This window comes from Microbacterium meiriae (assembly GCF_040685015.1).
Lineage (GTDB): Bacteria > Actinomycetota > Actinomycetes > Actinomycetales > Microbacteriaceae > Microbacterium > Microbacterium meiriae.
This window is the reverse complement of sequence record NZ_JBFBHD010000001.1, coordinates 893,336-914,567: the sequence shown is the minus strand read 5'-3', so window position 1 is coordinate 914,567 and position 21,232 is coordinate 893,336. Positions and strand designations below refer to the sequence as shown.

Annotated in this window: 25 protein-coding genes; 7 read left to right on the top strand and 18 right to left on the bottom strand. The window is 66.2% G+C overall.

The window, feature by feature from the left end; all coding sequences use genetic code 11:
• Nucleotides 1-159: 159 nt before the first annotated feature.
• From AB0N68_RS04555 to AB0N68_RS04495, 13 genes are all read right to left on the bottom strand, one after another.
• The gene (locus tag AB0N68_RS04555) at nucleotides 160-843 is read right to left on the bottom strand and encodes a copper resistance CopC family protein (RefSeq protein ID WP_026049677.1); all 684 of its coding nucleotides are present in this window, start codon (nucleotides 841-843) and stop codon (nucleotides 160-162) included.
• On the bottom strand, nucleotides 840-2,738 hold the full coding sequence (locus AB0N68_RS04550; RefSeq protein WP_311877283.1) for a bifunctional copper resistance protein CopD/cytochrome c oxidase assembly protein: 1,899 nt from the start codon (nucleotides 2,736-2,738) through the stop codon (nucleotides 840-842). The genes AB0N68_RS04555 and AB0N68_RS04550 overlap by 4 nt, the downstream gene beginning before the upstream one ends.
• Complete coding sequence (locus AB0N68_RS04545) at nucleotides 2,735-3,250, bottom strand: DUF3515 family protein (protein ID WP_036304312.1); 516 nt, start codon at nucleotides 3,248-3,250, stop codon at nucleotides 2,735-2,737. The genes AB0N68_RS04550 and AB0N68_RS04545 overlap by 4 nt, the downstream gene beginning before the upstream one ends.
• Nucleotides 3,235-4,836 (bottom strand): apolipoprotein N-acyltransferase, encoded by a 1,602-nt coding sequence (gene lnt, locus AB0N68_RS04540; RefSeq protein WP_017201926.1) that lies wholly within the window; start codon nucleotides 4,834-4,836, stop codon nucleotides 3,235-3,237. The genes AB0N68_RS04545 and lnt overlap by 16 nt, the downstream gene beginning before the upstream one ends.
• Nucleotides 4,820-5,770, bottom strand: coding sequence for a cytochrome c oxidase assembly protein (locus tag AB0N68_RS04535; protein WP_363332201.1), 951 nt, complete (start codon nucleotides 5,768-5,770; stop codon nucleotides 4,820-4,822). The genes lnt and AB0N68_RS04535 overlap by 17 nt, the downstream gene beginning before the upstream one ends.
• Before the next feature lie 25 nt (nucleotides 5,771-5,795).
• On the bottom strand, nucleotides 5,796-6,131 hold the full coding sequence (locus AB0N68_RS04530; RefSeq protein ID WP_017201924.1) for a DUF6804 family protein: 336 nt from the start codon (nucleotides 6,129-6,131) through the stop codon (nucleotides 5,796-5,798).
• Nucleotides 6,128-6,640, bottom strand: a complete 513-nt coding sequence (gene lspA, locus AB0N68_RS04525; protein ID WP_263971446.1) for a signal peptidase II — start codon at nucleotides 6,638-6,640, stop codon at nucleotides 6,128-6,130. Before lspA ends, AB0N68_RS04530 begins: the two co-directional genes overlap by 4 nt.
• A 19-nt stretch (nucleotides 6,641-6,659) precedes the next feature.
• The gene (locus tag AB0N68_RS04520; protein WP_363332198.1) at nucleotides 6,660-7,328 is read right to left on the bottom strand and encodes a copper resistance CopC family protein; all 669 of its coding nucleotides are present in this window, start codon (nucleotides 7,326-7,328) and stop codon (nucleotides 6,660-6,662) included.
• On the bottom strand, nucleotides 7,321-8,235 hold the full coding sequence (locus AB0N68_RS04515) for a cation diffusion facilitator family transporter (protein WP_017201921.1): 915 nt from the start codon (nucleotides 8,233-8,235) through the stop codon (nucleotides 7,321-7,323). The genes AB0N68_RS04520 and AB0N68_RS04515 overlap by 8 nt, the downstream gene beginning before the upstream one ends.
• Before the next feature lie 9 nt (nucleotides 8,236-8,244).
• Nucleotides 8,245-9,231, bottom strand: coding sequence for an NAD(P)-binding domain-containing protein (locus tag AB0N68_RS04510; protein WP_040568255.1), 987 nt, complete (start codon nucleotides 9,229-9,231; stop codon nucleotides 8,245-8,247).
• A complete protein-coding gene (locus AB0N68_RS04505) occupies nucleotides 9,231-9,896 on the bottom strand; it encodes a DsbA family protein (protein WP_017201919.1) in 666 nt (221 codons plus the stop codon). The genes AB0N68_RS04510 and AB0N68_RS04505 overlap by 1 nt, the downstream gene beginning before the upstream one ends.
• Before the next feature lie 71 nt (nucleotides 9,897-9,967).
• Nucleotides 9,968-10,498: a hypothetical protein gene (locus AB0N68_RS04500; RefSeq protein ID WP_151460098.1), complete on the bottom strand. Its 531-nt coding sequence runs from the start codon at nucleotides 10,496-10,498 to the stop codon at nucleotides 9,968-9,970.
• A gap of 59 nt (nucleotides 10,499-10,557) precedes the next feature.
• Complete coding sequence (locus AB0N68_RS04495) at nucleotides 10,558-11,514, bottom strand: acyltransferase family protein (protein ID WP_017201918.1); 957 nt, start codon at nucleotides 11,512-11,514, stop codon at nucleotides 10,558-10,560.
• A gap of 129 nt (nucleotides 11,515-11,643) precedes the next feature.
• Between AB0N68_RS04495 and cmtR the strand changes: the two genes are divergently transcribed.
• The 4 genes from cmtR to AB0N68_RS04475 are packed head-to-tail and all read left to right on the top strand — an operon-like array spanning nucleotide 11,644 to nucleotide 15,048.
• A complete protein-coding gene (cmtR, locus tag AB0N68_RS04490) occupies nucleotides 11,644-12,003 on the top strand; it encodes a Cd(II)/Pb(II)-sensing metalloregulatory transcriptional regulator CmtR (protein WP_017201917.1) in 360 nt (119 codons plus the stop codon).
• Entirely contained in the window at nucleotides 12,000-13,910 is a 1,911-nt protein-coding gene (locus AB0N68_RS04485) for a heavy metal translocating P-type ATPase (RefSeq protein WP_040568236.1), read from the top strand. The genes cmtR and AB0N68_RS04485 overlap by 4 nt, the downstream gene beginning before the upstream one ends.
• Nucleotides 13,910-14,518, top strand: coding sequence for a cadmium resistance transporter (locus tag AB0N68_RS04480; protein WP_017201915.1), 609 nt, complete (start codon nucleotides 13,910-13,912; stop codon nucleotides 14,516-14,518). Before AB0N68_RS04485 ends, AB0N68_RS04480 begins: the two co-directional genes overlap by 1 nt.
• A complete protein-coding gene (locus tag AB0N68_RS04475; protein WP_029264099.1) occupies nucleotides 14,515-15,048 on the top strand; it encodes a signal peptidase II in 534 nt (177 codons plus the stop codon). The genes AB0N68_RS04480 and AB0N68_RS04475 overlap by 4 nt, the downstream gene beginning before the upstream one ends.
• Before the next feature lie 228 nt (nucleotides 15,049-15,276).
• Here AB0N68_RS04475 and AB0N68_RS04470 read toward each other — a convergent pair whose 3' ends face one another.
• Entirely contained in the window at nucleotides 15,277-15,588 is a 312-nt protein-coding gene (locus AB0N68_RS04470; RefSeq protein WP_029153956.1) for a hypothetical protein, read from the bottom strand.
• 459 nt (nucleotides 15,589-16,047) lie between these two features.
• On the opposite strand from AB0N68_RS04470, the gene AB0N68_RS04465 reads away from it, so the two are divergent.
• From AB0N68_RS04465 to AB0N68_RS04455, 3 genes are all read left to right on the top strand, one after another.
• Nucleotides 16,048-16,452, top strand: a complete 405-nt coding sequence (locus AB0N68_RS04465; protein WP_268777431.1) for an ArsR/SmtB family transcription factor — start codon at nucleotides 16,048-16,050, stop codon at nucleotides 16,450-16,452.
• Nucleotide 16,453: 1 nt separating this feature from the next.
• Nucleotides 16,454-17,431: an SRPBCC family protein gene (locus AB0N68_RS04460; protein ID WP_259951878.1), complete on the top strand. Its 978-nt coding sequence runs from the start codon at nucleotides 16,454-16,456 to the stop codon at nucleotides 17,429-17,431.
• Nucleotides 17,432-17,526: 95 nt separating this feature from the next.
• Nucleotides 17,527-18,879 (top strand): flavin monoamine oxidase family protein, encoded by a 1,353-nt coding sequence (locus AB0N68_RS04455; RefSeq protein WP_187663011.1) that lies wholly within the window; start codon nucleotides 17,527-17,529, stop codon nucleotides 18,877-18,879.
• Here AB0N68_RS04455 and AB0N68_RS04450 read toward each other — a convergent pair.
• The 4 genes from AB0N68_RS04450 to AB0N68_RS04435 all read right to left on the bottom strand — a co-directional run bounded on the left by AB0N68_RS04450 (nucleotide 18,870) and on the right by AB0N68_RS04435 (nucleotide 21,196).
• Nucleotides 18,870-19,568 (bottom strand): Pr6Pr family membrane protein, encoded by a 699-nt coding sequence (locus tag AB0N68_RS04450; RefSeq protein WP_268777429.1) that lies wholly within the window; start codon nucleotides 19,566-19,568, stop codon nucleotides 18,870-18,872. The genes AB0N68_RS04455 and AB0N68_RS04450 overlap by 10 nt on opposite strands.
• 139 nt (nucleotides 19,569-19,707) lie before the next feature.
• Entirely contained in the window at nucleotides 19,708-20,094 is a 387-nt protein-coding gene (locus tag AB0N68_RS04445) for a DoxX family protein (RefSeq protein WP_187663012.1), read from the bottom strand.
• 28 nt (nucleotides 20,095-20,122) lie between these two features.
• Nucleotides 20,123-20,872, bottom strand: coding sequence for a ribonuclease H family protein (locus tag AB0N68_RS04440; protein WP_292793463.1), 750 nt, complete (start codon nucleotides 20,870-20,872; stop codon nucleotides 20,123-20,125).
• A 102-nt stretch (nucleotides 20,873-20,974) separates the two neighbouring features.
• Nucleotides 20,975-21,196 carry a hypothetical protein gene (locus AB0N68_RS04435; protein WP_259951888.1) on the bottom strand — a complete coding sequence of 74 codons (222 nt, stop codon included), beginning with the start codon at nucleotides 21,194-21,196 and terminating at the stop codon, nucleotides 20,975-20,977.
• Nucleotides 21,197-21,232: the final 36 nt, after the last annotated feature.

Sequence of the window (21,232 nt, the reverse complement as noted above, 5' to 3'; positions counted from 1 at the left end):
TGCTGCCATGGGCGCGCAGATTGGCCACGCTTGCATTGCCCGCCGTCTGGTCCATCGGCCGTACGTGGCCGCCGAAGTCGCGCCGACTCGCTCGTGATCTCTGATCAGTGGCCCATATCTGTCGCATCGAATTCGAGTTCGACTGTCCTGACACGAAGTTCACGCTTTCGGGTCCGTGTGGATGTCGGGGCTCACCTTGTTGTGTTTGTTCTTTTTCACTTGCCGTACGACAACGGTGGTGGCGATCACCGCGGCACCTATGACAGCCACGGCGATGATGAGCGGGATCGCGATCGAAGCCACCTCGTTCTCGCCTGCGGATGCCGCCGGGGCAGGGGTGTCCGCTGCGGGAGGTTCGGTAGTTGGCACAGCAGAGGGCGACGCCTTTGCCGGTTGCATCCGTGATTGTTCGTTCCCGCATGCTGGTTGGTCCCATCCCAGCCCTGGCTCGATGCCGGTGGGAGCGTACGTGAACGTGAAGCTCTCGGATATGGGGTGACCGTCGCTGGAGACGGCGTTCCAAAGCACGGTGTAGACGCCGGGTTCTCCGAGTGCGACCGGGGTGGTGAGGATGTTGCGGTCGATGGTGGAGCAGCTGGATTCGTAGAAGAGGCCGTCGGGTCCTTGCACTTGGGCGAAGCTTGCCTGGCTGAAGTCAATGAGTTCCCCGCTGAACGTGAGAGCGACGTCGTCGAGTTGGGTGACGGTTTCGTCTGCCCCGGGCACGGTGTCCAGGAGGTTGTCGTGCGCGAGAGCTGCGGGGGCCGGTGCGGCCACGATTCCCAGTGCGATGAGGGCAAGAAGTGTGCTGGCGAGCCAGCGGGTGCGGTGGGTGGAGGTCACGGGCGTGGGTCCTTTCGTCCGGCGGGCACGGGGGTGCTGTCGGTAGGTCTGTTGTTGCGTTTCGTGTGGAGGACGGAGAAGCCGGTGAGGATTGCGAGCATTCCCGCGATCATCAAGGTGGCGGCTCCGGCGAGGGCCTGGTCCTGCAGGGGGGTGGGTCCCCACGTGCGCCCCATGGCGCCAAACCACTCCGCGACGATGAGGTCGGAGCGAGCGATAGTGGCGATGCCGAAGAAAGTGGCCACGCCTGTGAGCGCAGTGAGTGAGGCCACACGCCACCGCCCCTCGGGAGTCGTGGACGCGTTCGGGGAAAGCGATCGTACGAAGAGGCACCCGGTGACGAGGAGCTGGCTGATCATCCATTCCGCTCCGAGCTGGTCGTAGAGCGACCATCGGAACAGGTCGGAGTAGTGGAACAACCACAGCGACGTGGCGAACAGGGACGCGGCGACGACGGGGCGACGAGTAAACCGGGCCAGGGGGCTGTGGGCGGCCCAGAGAAGCCATTCGCGCGGTCCTCGGCTTCCATCGTCCCGTGGGTGGATGACCAAGGTTGCGAGGGTGATCGGCGCCGCGAAGACAAGGAGCAAGGGGATCGCGAGACTGAGGAGAGCGAAGGCGAGGAATCGCATACTGATGAGCGAATCGTCATAGGCTGCGATCGGCCCACTGGTCGTCCACAGAAGCGCCCCCATCCCCGCAATCCAGCTGATCGTGCGCCTGGCTGGCCACGGATACCCGCGGCGCCGTGCGCGTCGGACGCCGACGAGGTAGAAGACGATTCCGAAACCCGCGACGAGCACCCAAAGGAGGTCGGGACTCCACGCCGTGAACCATCTCTGCAGGGTGAGTGCGACCGGGACGGGTGCGTCGGTGAGGATCTCCGCGGCGGTGGTCTGCGGCAGGGTGATCGCATCGGCGGGGGCGGCGGTGCGGGCGAGGGCGGCGGCGACCCCGCTCGCGACACCCATGAAACCGAGTTCGACGCACACGATCGTCCAGAAGGCGCCACGGCCCTCGCTGGTCTTTGCGATGAGTCGGCGGCGGTAGGCGGCACCCAGGACGCCCATGACCAAAAGCGCGCCGATCTTTGTGAGAAGGAGGATGCCGTACGGTGAGGCCAAATCCTCCCACCGGCCGAGGGCTGTGAGCGTCCGCGCGTATCCCGAGACGGCGACGCCGATGAACGCGATGAGCGCCACCGTCGAGTACCGGCGGAGCAGGTTCTCGAGTTCGCGCGGCGAGCTGATCGGTCGCGCGACGACGAGCAGGATGAGACCGCCGAGCCATACTGCTGCTGAAATGACATGCAGGACGAGGGACATGACCGCGGGATCGTGGTTGGCGAGCTCACCCGAATGACCCTGGGTGGCCATGGGTATCAGGCTGATGATCGCGAGCACGGTCGTGAACAGCACCGCCCCATTGCTGCGAACAGCGAATGCGAGGACTGTCACGACCGAGGCGAGGATCACGGTGATAAGCCATGATCGTCCCAGCTCCGTGTCGAGAAGAAAGCGGCCCAATTGCGCACCGAACTCGGCGTTCAGGCTCACTTGCGGATTGAACGACGACAGGAAGGTGAGGAAAGCCACCACCCCGCTTGAGATGGTGAGGGTCGCGGCGCCGGCGGAGGCGATATCGAGCGCGACGGTGAACGGTTTCCCCCCTGAGGGGAGAGCGAACACCGCCAGCACCAGGGGCCCGAGCATTGCCGCACCGGAAAGATTGACGATCAGCTTCGCGGCCGGGAGTCCCCATCGCACGAGCGCTCCAGGGTCATTGGTGAGTCTTGGTGCAGCTCCTCCACCGATCGCGAGCCCGACCACCGCAGCGATGAGTGCGGCGACAACGAGAATCGTCGGACCAACAATCCGGAGAACAACGGGATTCATGGAGCGGTATCTCCCGTCTCATCGCCTACGACGTCTGGGTCTTCGGTCACAGGTGCCGTGCATTCACCGGTCTTGGGGAGCTGCTGGATCGCCCCGGCGAGAGATTCAAGAACCGCGTCTGCCGACAGGGTGGTGGTGTCCACGTACACCTGGGCAGCTGGCTCTCGGCCGTAGGTTGTGAGCCGCAGATTCGGGGTGTCCTCCTCGTCGACGATCCAATCGACGCCACCCAAGCTGACACATTGCAGCGTGGTGGGGGCCGGGGGCTCCGACCCGCAGGTGAGGAGCACGCTGCTGGGGGTGCCCCATGCTGCGGTGGCCTGAGCGTCCGTCCAGACGCGATCCTGGTCGCCTATCGAGTCCGGTAGTCGTACGGTGACCTCTGCGCACAGCGGGTCATTCGCGTTTGCTGCGGGCTCGAGGTGGACGGTGGGTGCGCAGCTGCTGAGTAGAAACAGTGCGCAGAGTGCCGCGACAGAGGTCAGAATCTTGAGTTTCACAACTTCATCCATCCGTCTTCCTGGGAGTGAGCATCCGACCGCCGCTGTCGGATCGACACGACGAGCAGCGCGAGTACGCTTCCGATACTGAGTGTCCAGCCGAGCCACGGCATCAGCACGACGGCGAGGGTCGTGCCGGTGCGGAGGGGGACCTCGGTGATCTTCGCCGCGGTCGTGTCCACCGCAACCTGAGCCAACACTTTTCCATCGCGGCCGATGACTTGACTGGTCCCGGTGGTGGAGACGTTGACGGCAGTTCTCCCTGTTTCGAGCGCGCGCATACGGGCGATGGCCAGCTGTTGGAGGTTCTCGTCGGTGCCTCTGAAGTCCGCGTTGTTGGTTTGAAACACGAACATCTGCGCACCAGAGGCCGCGCTTTGGTGGATGACGTCGTTGTAGATGACGTCGAAACAGATGGCCAGACCGATGGGCACATCGCCAACGTTCATGAGGGGTGTGTTGGAGCCGGGCGTGTACTCGCGTTGTATCAATCCGATGAGGTCGGGGGCGATGGCTTCGTAGAACCAACGGTCCGGGACGTATTCGCCGAAAGGGACGGGGTTGGCCTTGTCGTGGAGCTGCTGCGGCCCGGCGCTGGTCCACAGCATCGAGGTGTTGAACGTGTCGGCTCCGCGGGTGGTCGCCGCATTCACCAGTGCCGGAGCGCCGGCACCCTGCACGAGTCGATCAAGGCGGCCCGCGACGGCGACATCGCGCAGGGGATCGGCGTCGACGGCCCCTTCTGGCCAGACGAGAAGGTCCATCTCACGGTCCAGAAGAGGAGCGGTCGCTTCTTCCTGCGCGCGCAGGATGTCACCTGTTGTTTTGGTGTCGAAGTAGCCGCTGGGACCGTTGCCCTGCACCCATCCGACGCGCAACATTCCCGCTTGCTCAGTCGGGAACAGAGGGACGGCTATCGCGGCAACGACGATGACCGCCGCTGCTGCTGCTGGCTCCCATCGGCGGAGGATGAGGGCTTCCACAACGCTCGCGCAGACCAGGACTGTCAGGAAGGACAGCCCGGTGGTCCCAACCCAGGATGCGGCCTCCGCGAGCGGGCTCTCGGCGAGACTGAAACCGACGCGCGCCCATGGGAACCCGGTGTACGGCGTGCTACCCATCAGCGTTTCTCGCAGCACCCACACCCCGGCGACCAGCAGAGGGGTAAACGCGCGGTACCCGTATCCGGTCCGGGTGGTGGCTCGATAGGCGAGTGCGATCAGCACGCCGCCGGCACCGAACAGCAGAGCTTCCAAGCCAGCCAGCGCGACCCACGGGATAGGCCCCAGAAACCGTGACACCCATGCCAAGTGGGTGAAGTAGAAGGCCGCGCCGTAGACGAGGGAGATCAGGAACGCCCCGGGTAGAGAACGTCCGCGGAGCGTCCACAGCCCGATGGTTACGCTCACGAATGCTGCGGGCCACCACCCGTATGCGGGGTAGGCGAAATCCAGTATTCCTCCTGCGACGGCGGCCGCGATGATCGCTACGGAAAACGGCACCGCAACAGGCAGGCGCGCGTTGTGCTCTCTGGGGTTGCCGCGCCTCGATCGAACGAAAATGGGGGGTCCCACCAACGGGTCAGCGGTCACGGTCATGAGAGCTCAGATTTTTCAGATAGGCGTTGTACGTGTCGAGGTCGGCGTTCCCATGCACGTCGGCGTACCGGTCCGCCGCGGCAGCACGAGCGGTGTCGCTGCGGAACCAACGATGCATCACGTAGATCAACATCAGCACGGTCGGGGCTTCGCCGTAGGACCAGGCCAGAGCACCGGCTAGCTGCTGGTCAGCGAGGGGATCGATGCCTAGCGCCTCTGTGGGGGCGACGAACGAGCCGACCAGGATCGTGCTGGCCATCATGAGGAACACCCCGAAGAATGCGTGGAGCGCGGCTTCAGCAAACACATCCAGCGCACGGGCACCGTGACCCAACCTGACCGGCAGAGGATCGGAGGACAAGATGGGGATGGTGAACAGCATGCCGGCGAGGAGGAATCCGACCTCGAGCGCGACGTGACCCGTGGGGAGAGTGAGGATGGAATCGGCAGCACCCGCAAGGTAGATGCCGTAGAACGCGAACAGGTAGAGCGGCACAGTGGCACACGGGCTAAGTACCCATCTCGCGGCCGGGCTTCGAAGAGCACTGTGGGCCGCTGTGAGGACTACCCGTCCCGCTCCGTGATGCGGTGTTGCTCGCAGAAGAAGGGTTCCGGGTGAGCCGAGGACCAGTAGCGGCGGCACCATCATCATCAGAGTGAGCTGCTGGAACATGAAAACGGACACCAGCGCCTGGCCATACGTTTCAACGCCCAGGCCAGTGACCGCCGCGAGGAGAACGCACCCGAGAAGGAAGCTGACCGTCCGCCACACGGGCCAACGACGCCCGTGCGTCCACAATCGGATCGCTCCGACGAGATAAAGCGCAGCGAGGATCCCCGCGACGATGGGTAGCACCGGAAGAGGAATGTCGGCCGGTGCGAGGAACGTCTGCAGTGACGGGGGACTGTCCGGGATCTCGCCGCTCACACGCATGGTCGTGACGCGAAGCTCACGCCGCTCACTTCCGGATCACCTTGATCGTCGCACCCGCTGCCAAGAAGACCACGGCCGCGACGGGCTGTGCTGTGGTCCACACGACACCGGAGAAGGGGAACGGCATCACCGGATTCCAGAGCACGGCGATCGCGAGGAAAACCGGGATCCACCACCAGTGGCGTGCCTGCAGCGCAAACCACCCGACGATCAGCCCGAAAATCGAGGCGATGAAGAGGACGAGCGGTGCCCAGTTCGCCTGGAAGAGCGCCGGGGCCAGGAACAGGATCGCGGCGGCGACGAGGCTGGGGGCCAGGGCATTCCGCTGGTAAGTGGAGGGGACGCGTTCTTTGGGACTCATGGGTGAACCGTTTCTTCGGCGGGTACAGGGTCGACGGGATCGGGGCGGGACGCGGGGTCTGGCCGGCGACGGCTTGTGCGCAGACCCGCGACGATGAGGAATACGGCACCGATGCCGAGAGCGACATCGGCGAGGTTGCCGATGAACAGGTTCCCGTAGGCGAGGAAGTCGGTGACGTGCCCGATCCCGAACGCGGGCGGCGAGAATAAGCGATCGATGAGGTTTCCGATCGCACCGCCCACGATGAAACCGAAACCAACCGCCGACCAGACGTTCCGGGCTCGGATGGCGGCACCGATGAGGACCGCGGTGACAGCGACCCCGATGACGGTGATGACCCATGTGGAACCTTCCCCGAGCGAGAAGATCGCCCCGGGGTTGAAGGCCAGTTGAAGACCGAGCCAGTCACCGATCAGCGGTATACGCGCATCTTGCCGCAACGTGTTCAGAGCAAGAGTCTTGGTGCCTTGATCGATCAGGATGACGATGGCGGCGACGATGAGCATCACGGCCGACCGGCGGACTCGATCACGCATCGGCGTCGTTCTCCGTAGCTGCGGCATCCTTGGCGGCCTGTGCGCGGTCGCGCTGGTGACGCTGGCGCCCGGCCATAACCACTCCCACAACGCCGATCCCCAGAATCAGTGCTAGACCCGAGAGGAAGAACAGGGGCAGCAGTTCGAAAGCGCCGCCGCCGGATGCCGTGCCACCGTATGTTTGCGCGGGTCGGGCCGGTTCCGGCTCCTCGGTTGGGGAGGTTTCAGGGGTGGGGCTTGTGGTCGGAGTGCTGGGTTCCGTGGCCATCGCGGGCGTGACGGTGTAGACATACTCTCCGCTGATCGGGTGTCCGTCGGCGGAGACGGTCTTCCAGCGGACGGTGAAGATGCCGGTTGCGGCGTCCGGGGAGAGGTGTTGGGTGATCGAGTCACCGCCCACCGTCGGCGGGTCGACGGCGACGTTTGCTCCGCTTTCATCGATAACCTCGACGACCGTTGCGTCGTCACCACCGGTGAGGGTTCCGGTGAACATCAGAGAGATCTCGTCGGGGGATCCGTTGATGGTCGAGTCGGCGGTGGGGTACGACGAAACGAAGTCGTCATGAGCGGCGGCCGGAGATGCAGCCCCAAGTACGACGGATGCCGACAACAACAGGGTGGTGAGGACGGCAGTGGTGCGTGCCGAGAGGCGTTTATGCATGGGTGTCGTGCTCTCCGGGGTGGGATTCGGGTTCAATCTGGAAGGTGGAGTGTTCGATGCTCACGGCGAAATGTTCGCTGACGCATTGCTGAAGTGATGCCAGCAGTTCGGCGGAAGCTTCCATCGTGACGGTGTCATCGACCACAACATGGGCGGTGAGCGTGGGGAGGTCGGTCGAGACCTGGGTCGCGTGGAGGTCGTGCACCGCGACCACGTGCGGAAGGGCAAGGATGTGGCGGCGAACATCCTCGAGGTCGAGACCGGCAGGTGTGGACTCCAACAGGACCCGGCCGGATGCTCGCAACAGGATGAGGGTGCGGGGAATGATGAGTAGCGCGATTAAGACGCCCGCGACAGCGTCCGCCTGATACCAACCGAAAACGGCGATGAGGATGGCGCTGGCGATGACGCCGACGGAACCGAGGGCATCGTTGACGACCTCGAGGAACGCGGCGCGCATGTTGAGATTGCGCCCGCGGCCGCTGAACAATACGAGCATGGAGGCGATGTTGGCGACGAGACCGACGATGCCGAAGAACAGCAGACTTCCCGAAGCGATCTCCGGGGGCTCGAACAGCCGACGTACGCCTTCCACGAGCGCGAAGATGCCCACTCCGAGCAGCAGAGCTGCTTGAGCGAGTGCACCGAGCACCTCAGTGCGTTGAAGACCGAAGGTGTACTTGGGAGTCGGGGGACGGTTCATCAGATGCGCAGCGGTGACGGCCATCGCCAACCCGACGACATCGGTGAGCATGTGCGCCGCATCAACGAGCAGTGCGAGGCTGCCTGTGATGATTGCCCCGACTACTTCGATGATGAAGACCGAGGAGGTGATCGCGAACGCGATGACCAGGCGATTGCGGGGAGTGGCGTCACCGATACCGTGACTGTGCCCTGTTTCTGTCATGGTGCTCCTTTATGGCCGTCCGACGATTAGCCGGGCGACGGTCGCCGCTTCACGGCTCGCCCCAGCGAGGGTGTCAGCGTCCGCCCGGGAGTATCGCGGCATGCCAACAGTGAACAGTCCGGGGATGCGTGCACTGACGTGTAATGGCTGCCCGGGGGGCTCCGAATCGGGCAGCCATCCGTCTGCCGGCTCGTACCCGGTCGCGAGGATCAGGGATTGCGGCTTCATGGACGCCCCATCGGCGAACATCACGGTGTCTCCGTTGACCCCCGTTACGGCGGCGGCATGAGTGACGTCTGTCGAAGCTGCGCGGGGGCGTGCCTCGGACATCGGACCCTTACGTCGCAGCCTTGACCAGATGGGCCGCTCTGATGCCCGTGGTGGTTCCGCTCGAGTCGCGAGGGTGACGTCGTGGGAGGACGTGAGTTCTTCAGCAATCTCCACTCCGCTGTATCCGCCGCCAACGATCAACACGCGGCCGGGGGGTATCTGCGCGGGGTCGAGGTACTGGCTGGAATGCAGCACAACACCGGGCACTGCCAGTTCCTGGCGCCACCCCGGTATGCGCGGCACGGCGGCAGCTCCCGTTGCACAGACCACATTTCGTGTTTGCACTTCCCCGGCGGAGGTCGACAGATGCAGCGTGGATCCGTCGCCCAACCGGTTGACTCCAAGAGCTCGTGTGCTCCACACGGTCTTCACACCGATGGCTTTCTCCACCGAAGACAGATAGTCGGACATCTCATCCGCACTCGGATGACGATCTTCATCGCCCGGGAAAGGGAACCCGCGGACGACACTGTGGCGTGCCGCACTGCGCAGTTTCATCGACTGCCACCGTGTGGCCCAGCTTCGTTGACCGGGGGGTGCAGAATCGATGATCACGAAGTCTTTCTGTGGCTCAAGCCCGGAGGACCTGAGCGCGGCGGCTGTCGCCAATCCGGAATGCCCGGCGCCAACGATGATGACGCGACGGTGCGATAGCGAACGCGCCATCATTCAGCACCGTTCACCGCGGCTTCAATGCTGTCCTCCAGGTCGGTCCACGTTTCCAGCACGACAGGCTCTCCATCGATGAAGAACGAGGGGGTACTGCTGACACCGAGCTGCTCACCCTCGTCGAGATCGAACTGGACCCGTTCTGCTGTCGCCGGATCAGCGACCGCATCATCGAACGCGGCCATGTCCAATCCGAGTTCCTCCGCAAACCCCCGGAACAGGTCCGCACGAGACTCTTGAGCCTCACCCCATTGAGGCTGCGTCTCGAACAGGCGGTGATACATGTCTTCCAGCCGCCCCTGCTGCGCTGCGGCTTCGGCAGCGATTGCGGCGTTCTTCGAGTTGAGGTGACCAGGCAGCGGGAAGTAGCGGATCACGTACGTGATCTCGCCATCGAACTTGCCGCGGAGATCCTCGACGAGGGGATAAAACGCACCGCAGGCCTCGCACTCGAAATCGAGGAATTCGACAACCGTCACCGCCCCTTCCCCTCCGTCATCGAGGACATGCGAGTTCTCACGGACGACCTGTGGACCGTCAGCGGTCCCCGTCTCGGGTGCGGCAGCTCGATTCTGATTGACAAGGACGAAGACCAGCGCGACGACCAGCAACACCACGGCGAGAGCAACGGTGACAAGTACCGCTTTCACGGAAGATTTCATAGACACTCCAAACACACACAACGAACGAGGGCGACCAGTGGAGCGCCATCGAAGAGATGGCGCCGCCAGAGTCAGGTCCGCGACAGAGAAAGCTGTGTGAGAGAAGGAGGCAATGCGAACAGGCGCCCCGTCATGGCCGCCAGTGATGGTGCGCGCGGCAAACGTTCGCGAATGTGAGAACCGGGGACGTGCCGGCGGAAGGTCCGCGTGACGATGAGCACCAAGAAGCAGCAGATGATACCCAAGAGGCACCCGGCAACACCGATCACGATGTCGTTTGCGGTATCCCCGGTCACGAATTGTTCGGCGGTCGCGCCGACAACGCTTTCACCGGAACCAGCGGAGTCCTGGCCGACAGAAGGCGTCCCTAGTGACGACGAGGATGTCGTGCTCAGATACGGAGTCGTATCTGTCACGTCACGATGGCCGCCCGGCCATGCTCCGACAACGAGAAGAAGCGCCAGCCCGAGGGCTGTAATGATCTTCGTTATCAGGAACTCGTCGGCTCGGCTAACGCATTTGTGAGCGCGACCGTGGACGACCATGACCTCAGGATGATACCAGCCCCACCAATCAAGTCTTCTTGCGAACCCGTGAGCCACGCGCCCGTTCTACGGGCGAAGCGAGAAAGCCTTGGGACGTCGTCCGCTGAGCCAGCCCATCACCCATCAACTGGACCAGTTCCAACAAACCGCCACCACACCCAACCCGCCCCGATCATGCCCGGAACGATCACCAGCCATCCCAAGTAGAAGTTCTCGGCAGGGCGGCCATACGCGTTACTCCAGAGTGCGATGAGACCGCCGTGCAGCAAGTACAGGGACAACGCCACCTGACCGCACGCGCACAGGGGAACAAAGACAGCACCCCAAAAACGCTCTGCATGCTCCCGCCTCACCGTAGCCCCCAGCACAACGCAGACGTAGACGGCGAACACCAAGCCAATATCCCTCAGAGAGTCCAGGTAGTCCCCCGATAACACCGTGCCGAAGCGCTGCCCGAAACCCCAGGCAAGATACGCCAACAGCGCCACAGCCGCCATGATCCACAACAAGCGATCGCGTTTCAAGCCGTGACGGATCAACAGGGCACCGATGAGGAACACCGGCAACAGGTTGACCACCCGATACTGAGGGCCCAGGAACATCCAGGTCGTGACCTCACGCACGGGCGGCGGCGCGGTGTAGACCCAAATCCAGGTGCGTGCGACGCTCAGCAATGGCTGACTGGCCAGGACAAGGACCGCTGTCGCGGCGATCACGACCGAGCTGCGCAGGAGTAGAAGGGGCGCGCCGAGGATGATGAGCAGCCCGAGATAGCTCAGGATGACCGCCAGCCAGGAGCCCCACGTGGCCATCCACACACCCAGGACGATGAGGAACAGGCCACGCAGAGCCTGTTGCAGCAACGTCACCCCCGCAGCGCCGCCGCGTCTCCACACAAGCTCCGCCGACATGCCCATGACGAGTGCGAAGAGCGGCGACGCGACACTACTGAAGTTCGCCGTGACGAATTGCACCGCCCACGGTGCGTTCGGCACGAACGGAGCAGCGTGCGCGATGAGCATCGCGACAATCGCGAACCCGCGGAGCGCGTCCGGAACCAGAAGACGGCTCATGTCAGAGACGCGTCGAGCTCGCCTGTGCATTCTGGGCGGCAGCGTTCTTTCGGGCTCGAAGACCATGCCCTGAGGGCATTGGCTTGACCGCATAGGAAATAGGTCAGCGGAGACTGTATAGTTCAGCTTATGCTGACCATTGCTTCTCGTCTCGACGTCATGAACCGGCTCGGCCGCGCCATGGCTGATCCTACGCGTTCTCGGATTCTCATGACTCTGCTCGGTGGCCCGAGCTACCCCGCAGTCCTGTCCCGTGAGCTAGAGCTGACGCGCTCCAACGTGTCGAACCATCTCACCTGCCTGCGTGACTGCGGGATCGTTGTCGCCGAGCCTGAGGGCCGGCAAACCCGCTACGAGATCGCCGACCCTCATCTCGCCGCGGCCCTCCTCGCGCTTGTGGATGTGACGCTGGCTGTGGACGAGCACGCGCCGTGTGTGGACTCGGCCTGCACGGTGCCGGGCTGCTGCGGAGCAGGGGCTGACGCGTGAGCGCGGCGTGCGGCTGCGAGCACGAGTCCGCCGCCCCGGCGGGAGAGGAACACGAAGAGGCTGAGCGGCCGTGGTGGAGGGACCGCGGGATCATGGTGCCGGTCCTTTCCGGCGTTGCGTTCCTCGTCGGCCTGATCCTCGAGTGGTCCGGCCTCGAGATTCCGGCGCTCGTGCTGTTCTGGGCCGGTCTGCTGCTGGGTGCGTCGACGTTCACGCCTGGCGCGATACGAAAGCTGTTCAAGGGCAAGCTCGGCATCGGACTGCTGATGACCATCAGCGCCATCGGTGCAGTCGTCCTCGGATACGTCGAGGAGGCCGCGGCTCTGGCGTTCCTGTACTCGATCGCTGAGGCGCTCGAAGACAAGGCGATGGACCGGGCCCGCGGGGGGCTACGGGCGCTCCTGAAGCTCGTCCCGGAAACAGCGACCGTGCTGCAGGGCGGCAACGCTGTGCAGGTGCAAGCGAGAGAGCTTATGGTCGGTCAGGTCATGGTGGTCCGCCCGGGCGAGCGGATCGCAACGGATGGGATCGTCCGCTCCGGTCGCTCCAGCCTGGACACCTCGGCGATCACTGGGGAGTCGATCCCGGTCGAGGTCCAGCCTGGCGATGTTGTGTCGGCCGGCGCGATCAACAGCGCCGGCGCGCTGGAGGTCGAAACGACGGCTGCGGGCACCGACAACTCGCTCACCACGATCGTCGAACTGGTAGAGAAAGCACAGACCGAGAAGGGCGAGCGTGCTCGTCTCGCGGACAGGATCGCCCGCCCGCTGGTGCCCGGCGTGCTGATCCTCGCAGCGCTTGTCGCGATCATCGGTTCGCTGCTGGGCGACCCCGAGGTGTGGATCACCCGCGCGCTCGTCGTGCTCGTCGCGGCCTCCCCGTGTGCGCTGGCGATCTCGGTGCCGCTGACGGTCGTCGCTGCGATCGGTGCGGCGAGCAAGTTCGGTGTGATCATCAAGTCCGGCGCCGTTTTCGAGCGCTTCGGGACGGTCCGGCACGTCGCCGTCGACAAGACCGGAACCCTCACCCGCAACGAGCCCGTGGTCACCGCCGTGCTCACCACGAACGGTGTAACCGAGGTCCAGGCGTTGGCGTGGGCGGCTGCCCTGGAGCAGCACAGCACACATCCTCTTGCCTCAGCAATCACCGCCGCAGCCTCGGGGACACCGGCAGCTGCAGATGTGACCGAGCAGGCCGGCCACGGTATTGACGGCACCGTCGACGGATCGAGAATCACCGTCGGCAGTCCCCGCTGGCTGGACGCCGGCGACCTCGTCGAGCGGGTCGCAACGCTGGAAGAGCAGGGCATGACCGTCGTCATCGTGCACCGCGACGGGTCACCGGTCGCCGCGATCGGCGTCCGTGACGAGCTGCGCCCTGAAGTCTCTGACGTAGTCCGGACACTCACCGGCCAGGGCGTCGGCGTGACGATGCTCACCGGCGACAACGCCCGGACCGCTCGTGCTCTGGCTGCGCAGGCCGGGATCAGCGCCGTGCGAGCGGAGCTGCGCCCGGAGGACAAGGCGACCGCGATCGCAGAACTGTCGAAGGCAGGACCGGTCGCGATGATCGGCGACGGCATCAACGATGCCCCGGCCCTCGCTAGCGCAGACGTCGGCATCGCGATGGGCGCGACAGGCTCCGACGCAGCGATCGAATCCGCCGACGTGGCCTTCACCGGCCATGATCTGCGCCTCATCCCGCGGGCGTTCGATCACGCCCGGCGCGGTCGACGGATCATCAACCAGAACATCATCCTGTCGCTGCTGATCATCACCGCCCTGCTCCCGCTCGCGCTCTTCGGCGTCCTGGGGCTCGCGGCTGTCGTCCTGGTCCACGAGGTCGCGGAGGTCATCGTGATCCTCAACGGCCTGCGTGCCGCCCGCACGCCACGACTGGAAAGCTGATGCTCGCCACCATCGGTTCAGCGATCGGCCTTTTTGCGGCGACGAACATCGACGACATCGTCGTGCTCACCGTGCTGTTCCTCGCCTCCAGTCGAGGGAAACCCCGCCCGTGGCAGATCATCGCAGGCCAGTATCTCGGGTTCATCACCCTGGTCGTGATCAGTGTGATAGCCGCGCTCGGGCTCACGATCGTTCCGGACGAATGGGTCGGGTTCCTGGGTCTGATCCCGCTCGGCATCGGCGTGTGGACGCTCATTCGCGGCTTGCGCCGCAACGGCGACAATGACGACGACGACTCCAAGATCACCGCGGTCGGACTATGGGGCGTCGCAGGGATCACGATCGCCAACGGGGCCGACAATATCTCCCTCTACACGCCAATCTTCCGCACCAGCACCCCAGTCGACGTCGCGATCATGATCGTCGTGTTCCTCATCCTCGTCGCGGTCTGGTGCGCGGCCGGCCGGCTGATCGGCACCAACAAGGCTGTTACCGAGGGGCTGGAGCGCGTCGAGCACTGGCTCGTACCGGCCGTGTTCATCGGCCTGGGCCTGTTCATCCTGATCGAATCTGGGGTCATCGTCCGTCTGATCGAGGTGCTCGCATGACCTCCTCCCAGTCAGAGGCTCATCCGCCCGCTGCGCGCAAGCTGTCGTCGACCCGGCGGCGGCAGCTCACTGGTGGAGCGCTCTTGATCGCCGTGGTCGTCGTGCTGATCGATCAGGGAACCAAGGTGTGGGCCGAAGCGACCCTCACCGACCGTGAGCGCATCCCGCTGATCGGTGACCTGCTGGGTTTGCAGCTCGCCTATAACCCCGGAGCGGCATTCTCCTTCGGGGAAGGCTTCACCTGGGTGTTCGCGCTGCTCGCTGTCGCCGCCACGGTCACAGCGATCGTGTTCGCGTTCCGAGTGCAACGCGTGAGATGGGCGATCGTCATCGGCGCGCTCGGCGGCGCTTCCGCCTCACACGCAGGCGACCGCCTTTTCCGGGACCCCGGATTCGCCCGTGGTCACGTCGTGGACTTCCTCGCCTACGGAAACTGGTTCATCGGCAACATCGCCGACATCGTAATCTTCGCCGCAGCGATCACCGGAGCAGTTTTCATGATCCGCGCCGGGGATGAGAGCACCGAGTGAGATCCGTTGTGCGGTGGTGGGACACCCATCAACTCGCCCTCTACATCGGCGCGATCGCCGTGGGCAGCCGTTGAGTGAGTTCACGCTTAGGCAGGCGGGCGGTCGCGATGTAGGCGCAGAGCCACCCACCAGCCGCATCGTCGACAGATGAAAGCGCGATCGTCTCCGAGTGCGTGCAGCTTCTTGCGTGGCAGATGTCGCCCGCAGCACGTGCACGCAACGTCCTCGTCAGTCGCCATGAGCGGAGAGCGCCTCTCGAATCTGTTCAACCGTTGGCATCCCGGCCAGCCCAGCAGGGGTGCTGTAAATACGGCAGGCGAGGTCATTGCTTCGCCCCGACCCCGGAAAGAGATCGTTGCCATCCAGGGTGATCGTGGGGGAGCCCGCGAACGAGACTGCGCCCGCGTCCTCCTCCGTCCGGATGAGTCGGTAGTGAACCTCCGATTCGTCGTGGCCTGTTTCTCGTAGCGCCTCAGAAACACGACGGCCAGCCTCAACCCAGCTGGGGCAACCGGCGATATAAAGCAGCTCAATCTCCACGACTCAATCATCCTCGACTTCGCTGTTGATGTCGTGCCCGGGCTACCACCGAAAACGATCGTTTGCGGCCGGGCACCCGTGGTGGTGCTGGGGAAGTGCGACACGCCGAGCGTCGCCCCGCCGTAACCCCCTGCCGAAACGTTAGGGCGCCGAAACGGGTGGTGTATGGGTTTCGGCGCAGGTTCTGCCGACCGCCAACCATCCGTATTCGGGGTCTGGATGTGCGCGCGTTTTGACCGTCGTCCTGCATGAGTCGGCCTGACGATCTGACTTTCCTCGCGACCGCAGCTGGCTTCATTGCCACTCCGAAGGGAGGCGGCCCCCAGCACTCTGCTTTAGATCGGACTTAGTCCGATCTCGCCGCGGGTAGTCCGGTGTAAAGCCGTTAGTCCGATCCAAAGGCGGAAATCACAGGAAAGCTCTTGACACGCTCCCGACCCGGGTTTAACGTACAACCAAATGGTTGCACAAACGGAGTTGAGCGAAGCGGAGGTCGACCGTGTGTTCCACGCACTGGCGACGTCGACCCGGCGGGACATCCTGCGCCGGACGATCGAGCGGGAGCAGTCCGTCTCGACCCTCGCCTCCGAGTACGAGATGTCGTTCGCCGCGGTCCAGAAGCACGTGGCCGTGCTCGAGGCCGCGAACCTCATCGTCAAGCGCGCCGAGGGACGCGAGCGGCTCGTCCGCGCGAACCCCGAGATGATCGCCCGCGCCAGGGCGCTCCTCGCCCGATACGAAGAGCTGTGGCGGTCGCGCATCGCCCGGCTCGACGATCTCCTGGCCGAGCCGTCCCCAGCCGCGGGGAAGCCGGCCCCCACCGACCCCACCAGCAGTCAACGCACCGAATCGCAAGGAGACTGACATGCCTGTCACGGACATCATCACGGATGCCGAGAACCTCACCATGACCGTCGTCGCCGACCTCGCCGCGCCCGTCGAGCGCGTCTGGGCCGCCTACACCGACCCGCAGCAGCTCGAGCGGTTCTGGGGTCCTCCCGGCTGGCCGGCCACCTTCACCCGGTGGGACCACACCGTCGGAGGCCGAGCCGTCTACACGATGAACGGTCCCCGCGGGGAGAAGGCCTCCGGCACGTGGGAGTTCCTGGAGATCGACGCGCCGCGCAGCTTCACGGTGCTCGACTCGTTCGCCGACGAGGACGGCACGCCGGACGCGAACCTCCCCTCCATGCGCATGACGTTCACGTTCGAGCCGACGGCCGAGGGCACGCGCATGGTCAACACGAGCCACTTCACGTCTGCCGAGGCGCTCGAGCAGGTCGTCGCGATGGGTGCCGTCGAGGGCACCCGGATGGCCATGGCCCAGCTCGACGCCGTGCTGCAGGACCTCCGCGACTACGCGCAGGGCAAGGGCACGCGGGTGGAGCTGCTGGACGACACGCACGTGCGCATCACCCGCCTCGTCGAGGGTCCGCGCGAGCTGGTGTGGCGCGCCCACTTCGAGCCCGAGCTCATCCGGCAGTGGATGCTCGGCCCGGACGGGTGGGAGATGACCGAGTGCGTGTCGGCGACCGAGGTCGGCCAGTCGTACCGGAACTCCTGGGCGCCCGTGGGCGACACGGAGGGTGAGCCGTTCGGATTCGAGGGGGAGGCGCTGCTGATCGACGCCCCGAAGCGCGCCGTCACCACCGAGCGGATGCAGGGCATGCCGACCGAGACGCTCAACGACCTCAACCTCTACGAGGAGGACGGCGCGACCCTCGTGACGGTGCTCATCGAGTACCCCGACAAGGAGACGCGGGACATGATCCTCGCCACCGGCATGGCCGACGGCATGGAGGCCTCGTTCGCGCGGCTGGAGCGGGAGCTGCTGTCCGTCTGACACCCAGGCACTCGCGCCGGAACAGGCGGTTCTCGTGGAGAGCCGCCTGTTCCGGCGCTTCTGCCTGTGCGAAAGCGGGATAAAGTGGCGGCACGATGAGGATCACGCGCCGTACCCTGCTCCTCGGCGCCGGTGCCGGTGCCGTCTCGGTGCTTCTCGCCTCCTGCACGCCGGAGCCGGAACCGACGCCGACCCCCACTCGCACGCGCGAACCGGAGCCGCCGCCCGGTGTCCCCGCTCCGAGCGGCAGTATCCGCAGCACCTGGACCACCGACCCGTTCGCCGGGGGCGCCGCGAGCTTCACTCCCGTGGGGGTGCTCGCGGCGACCCGCACGGCGCTCGCGCAGCCCGTCGACGACCGGCTCTTCTTCGCGGGCGAGGCGACCGACGACGAGGCGCCGGGTACCGTCCGCGGCGCCCTGCGGTCGGGCCGCCGTGCTGCTCGGGAGCTCACCGTCGCCGCGGAGGACGGCGAGCGGGTGGCCGTGATCGGCGCCGGGATCGCCGGGGCGACCGCCGCGGCGCAGCTCGCGGAGGACGGCCTGCAGGTGACGGTGTTCGAAGCGCGCGACCGCGTCGGCGGTCGGATCCTCTCCCGCACGGGCGACGACTGGCCGGTTCCGGTGCAGCTCGGCGCGTGGCTGTTCGGCGACGCCGACGCGGAGCTTCTCGATGCGATCGATGAGGGGGACATGGAGCTCGTCGACCTCGACGGGGCGCGGTGGCGCTCCGCCGAGGGCGACGTCGACCCCGTGGATCCGCAGCCGGTGGAGGCCGCGGTGACCACGGCGCAGTCCGCCCCGCAGGACTCCTCGGTGGCGGACGCCCTGGTGGCGGCCGGCATCGACCCGGAGGATCCCGCGACCGCCGCCCTCCTCGCGCTCCTCGCCGCACGCACGGGCGCCGACGCCGCCGACCTGTCGAGCTGGTTCGCCCCGCCGCTCCCGGACGCAGCGCTGCAGGGCGTCGGCGACGATCTGACCCCGTTCATCGAGAGCACCTTGGACGGGGTGAAGGTCGGGCTGAGCTCCCCGGTCACCCGTCTCGCGTGGGACGACACCGGCGTGAGCGTGCGCCTCGGCACCGGCGAGGCCCTCTCCTTCGACCGGGTGCTGCTGACGGTGCCGCTCGGGGTGCTGCAGGAGCAGGCCATCGAGTTCGATCCGCCGCTGCCGTTCGACAACCGCGGCGCCGTGTCCGCGCTCGGCATGGGTGCGATCGAGACGGTCTGGCTGCGGTGGGACGAGCCGTTCTGGGACGGCGACGAGGCGATCTGGCACGCGGTCGGCGAGGACATCGCGATCCCCACGTGGATCAACCTCCGCCCCTCGACCGGCGAGAACGTGCTCGTCGGGATCGTGGGCGGTGCGGCCGCGCGGGACTTCGCGGAGCTCGGGGAGGCCGAGGCCGTCGAGGCGGCGCTCGGGTCGCTGGCGCTCTACGCCTGAACCGTCTCGCGTGCGGCCTCGGCCGGGGCGCTGTCCTCGGGCGGCGGCTCCGTACGAGCGCGGTCCCACGGGTCCGGCAGGCGGCTGATGAGCACGAGCGCGGTCGCCACGGCGGCGAAGACGGCCAGCGCGATCGCGCAGGAGGCCGTGAACTCGACCGGACCGCTCACCTGCCGCGGGTCGAGGAAGTAGTACGGGTACCAGCCGATCAGCGGTCCGCGGATGAGTGTCGCGACGCCCCACAGCACCGGGTACGCCAGGGTCACCGGGATCACCCGCCACGGCACCGCCCGATGCCCCGGGGCCAGGGCCCAGGCAGCGACGGTCACCGCGGGCAGCCAGAAGTGCAGCACCTGATCCGACCACGGCACGTCGATGCGGATCCCCCGGACTCCGGCCTGCCAGACCAGGATCGCGAACACGAGTCCGGCGGTGATGGTCCAGGTGAGCACGAGCGCGAGCGCCACGGTGAGCCACCGCGGATCGCGGGCTCTCCGCAGCGCGAGGACTCCGGCGATGGTCAGGAGGACGACGAAGGCGATGTTCGACTGATTGGTCAGATACGCGAAGAAGTTCTGGCTCGCGATGGTGTTCGACGCGAGTCCCCACGCGAGGCGGTGGATCAGCGCGATGAGGCAGACGGCGGCGGCGGTGAGCCGGAGCAGGCCGAAGACGGTGCGCTTGTTCACCGTCGCCTCGTCCTTTCCGCCATCCGCCGAGTCTACGGAGCGGACTCGGGGTGACGCCGCATCAGGCCCCCGCGCGGGTTCAGGCGCGGGTGAGTGTGGGGGCCGGTTCTCGCGGGAATGCCTGTTCTCGCGGGGTCGGTCAGCGCCGCGGGGCGCGCGTGGACCACAGAGCCAGCGCGATGAGGGCCGGCTGGAAGAACAGACGCACGAAGCGCTTCATATCGGTGTCGAGGCCGAAGCCGTCGCGATGATGCATCCACTGGGCCACGTTGCCGGGGAACACCGCGGCGAAGAAGAGAGCGGCGACGGTGCCGACCGAGCGACGGCGGCGACGGGCGAGAAGGAGAGCGGAGCCGAGTGCGACCTCGGCGACGCCGGACGCGAGCACCGTGGTGTCCGGATCGAGCGGCAGCGATTCCGGCACCTGCGCCTGGAACTCCCCTCGGGCGAACGTGAGGTGGGAGACGCCGGCGAACACGAGCGAGGCGCCGAGGAAGATCCGGCCGATGGTGCGGGGAGTCGACATGGTGCGAGTGTACGCCCCGCGCTCTCCGTCAGATCAGGCGGCGGAGCGCTTCTTCCAGGGTGATGCCCTGCGCTTCGGCGCGGTCCCTGAGGCGGGCGTGCTCGTCGGGGGACAGCGGGACCTGGAGCACGATGGGGTCGTCCTGGGCGAGGTCGAGTCCGTCGAGGAGGTCGGAGGTCTCGGCCCACAGCGGCTGGGCGAAGTCCGCCTCCGCGACGGGCGCCGGGGTGCGGGACGGGGCCGCGGAAGTGGGCGACGGTGCAGCGGCCGCGGCGACCGGTGCAGAGGCCGCGACGGCGGCTCCGGCGTCGGTCGCGCGGGTGAACCCGGGGCCTCGCCGCGGCTCCTGCTTCTGCTGATAGGCCTTGGCGGCGGCGTTCGCGCGCTCGTCGGCGGCCTCGTTCAGGGGGTGACCGGCGTGGCCCTTGACCCAGGAGAACTCGACGTCGCGACCGCGCAGGGCCTCGTCGATCCCCTCGAGGAGGTCGCGGTTCAGCACGGGCCCGCCGTCGGACTTCCGCCAGCCGCGACGCTTCCAGCCGGGCATCCACTTCGTCACGGAGTCGATCACGTAGCGGCTGTCGCACTCGATGAGCAGCTTCTCGTCGGTGCCGGCCGTCGCCTGGAGCAGCTCGAGGACCGCACGGAGCTCGCCCTGATTGTTCGTGCCGTGCGGGGAGCCGCCGGCCGCCCAGTTCGCGTCGTCGATGTACCAGGCCCAGCCGTTCGGGCCGGGGTTGCCCAGGGCGGAGCCGTCTGCGGCGGCGGTGATGGTCATCCGTCCACCGTATCGCTGGCCGCGGACGGACTTTCGCGCCGAGGTCGCACGGAATCCCCGGGAACCTGCGACGGGAGTGGGAGAGTGCGACGTCGTGCGGGGTCAGTCCTCGGGGTCGGCGTTCTCGGTGCTCTCGGCCTCGGGAGCGGGCGGGGCGACCGGGAACACGATCGAGCTCACCGAGGAGGGGGTGTCGAGGCCGAGGGTCAGCGGGTCGAGCGCCGGCGCGGTGTCGAGCGTGTCTGCGGCCGAGGTCTCGAGAGGCTCAGAGGGGAGGCCCCACTGCTTCTCTTCTTCCTCGGGTCGCTGCTGGAAAAGTCCCATGTGTCCATTGTGACCCCCGGTCGGCCCGAGGTCGCC

Bases quoted from the DNA above. Each gene is read 5' to 3' on its own strand.
- AB0N68_RS04550 (WP_311877283.1), bottom strand. From the start codon at position 2,738: ATGAATCCCGTTGTTCTCCGGATTGTTGGTCCGACGATTCTCGTTGTC.
- AB0N68_RS04545 (WP_036304312.1), bottom strand. From the start codon at position 3,250: ATGGATGAAGTTGTGAAACTCAAGATTCTGACCTCTGTCGCGGCACTC.
- lnt (WP_017201926.1), bottom strand. From the start codon at position 4,836: ATGACCGTGACCGCTGACCCGTTGGTGGGACCCCCCATTTTCGTTCGA.
- AB0N68_RS04535 (WP_363332201.1), bottom strand. From the start codon at position 5,770: ATGCGTGTGAGCGGCGAGATCCCGGACAGTCCCCCGTCACTGCAGACG.
- AB0N68_RS04530 (WP_017201924.1), bottom strand. From the start codon at position 6,131: ATGAGTCCCAAAGAACGCGTCCCCTCCACTTACCAGCGGAATGCCCTG.
- AB0N68_RS04520 (WP_363332198.1), bottom strand. From the start codon at position 7,328: ATGCATAAACGCCTCTCGGCACGCACCACTGCCGTCCTCACCACCCTG.
- AB0N68_RS04515 (WP_017201921.1), bottom strand. From the start codon at position 8,235: ATGACAGAAACAGGGCACAGTCACGGTATCGGTGACGCCACTCCCCGC.
- AB0N68_RS04510 (WP_040568255.1), bottom strand. From the start codon at position 9,231: ATGGCGCGTTCGCTATCGCACCGTCGCGTCATCATCGTTGGCGCCGGG.
- AB0N68_RS04505 (WP_017201919.1), bottom strand. From the start codon at position 9,896: ATGAAATCTTCCGTGAAAGCGGTACTTGTCACCGTTGCTCTCGCCGTG.
- AB0N68_RS04495 (WP_017201918.1), bottom strand. From the start codon at position 11,514: ATGAGCCGTCTTCTGGTTCCGGACGCGCTCCGCGGGTTCGCGATTGTC.
- cmtR (WP_017201917.1), top strand. From the start codon at position 11,644: ATGCTGACCATTGCTTCTCGTCTCGACGTCATGAACCGGCTCGGCCGC.
- AB0N68_RS04480 (WP_017201915.1), top strand. From the start codon at position 13,910: ATGCTCGCCACCATCGGTTCAGCGATCGGCCTTTTTGCGGCGACGAAC.
- AB0N68_RS04475 (WP_029264099.1), top strand. From the start codon at position 14,515: ATGACCTCCTCCCAGTCAGAGGCTCATCCGCCCGCTGCGCGCAAGCTG.
- AB0N68_RS04465 (WP_268777431.1), top strand. From the start codon at position 16,048: ATGGTTGCACAAACGGAGTTGAGCGAAGCGGAGGTCGACCGTGTGTTC.
- AB0N68_RS04460 (WP_259951878.1), top strand. From the start codon at position 16,454: ATGCCTGTCACGGACATCATCACGGATGCCGAGAACCTCACCATGACC.
- AB0N68_RS04455 (WP_187663011.1), top strand. From the start codon at position 17,527: ATGAGGATCACGCGCCGTACCCTGCTCCTCGGCGCCGGTGCCGGTGCC.
- AB0N68_RS04445 (WP_187663012.1), bottom strand. From the start codon at position 20,094: ATGTCGACTCCCCGCACCATCGGCCGGATCTTCCTCGGCGCCTCGCTC.
- AB0N68_RS04440 (WP_292793463.1), bottom strand. From the start codon at position 20,872: ATGACCATCACCGCCGCCGCAGACGGCTCCGCCCTGGGCAACCCCGGC.
- AB0N68_RS04435 (WP_259951888.1), bottom strand. From the start codon at position 21,196: ATGGGACTTTTCCAGCAGCGACCCGAGGAAGAAGAGAAGCAGTGGGGC.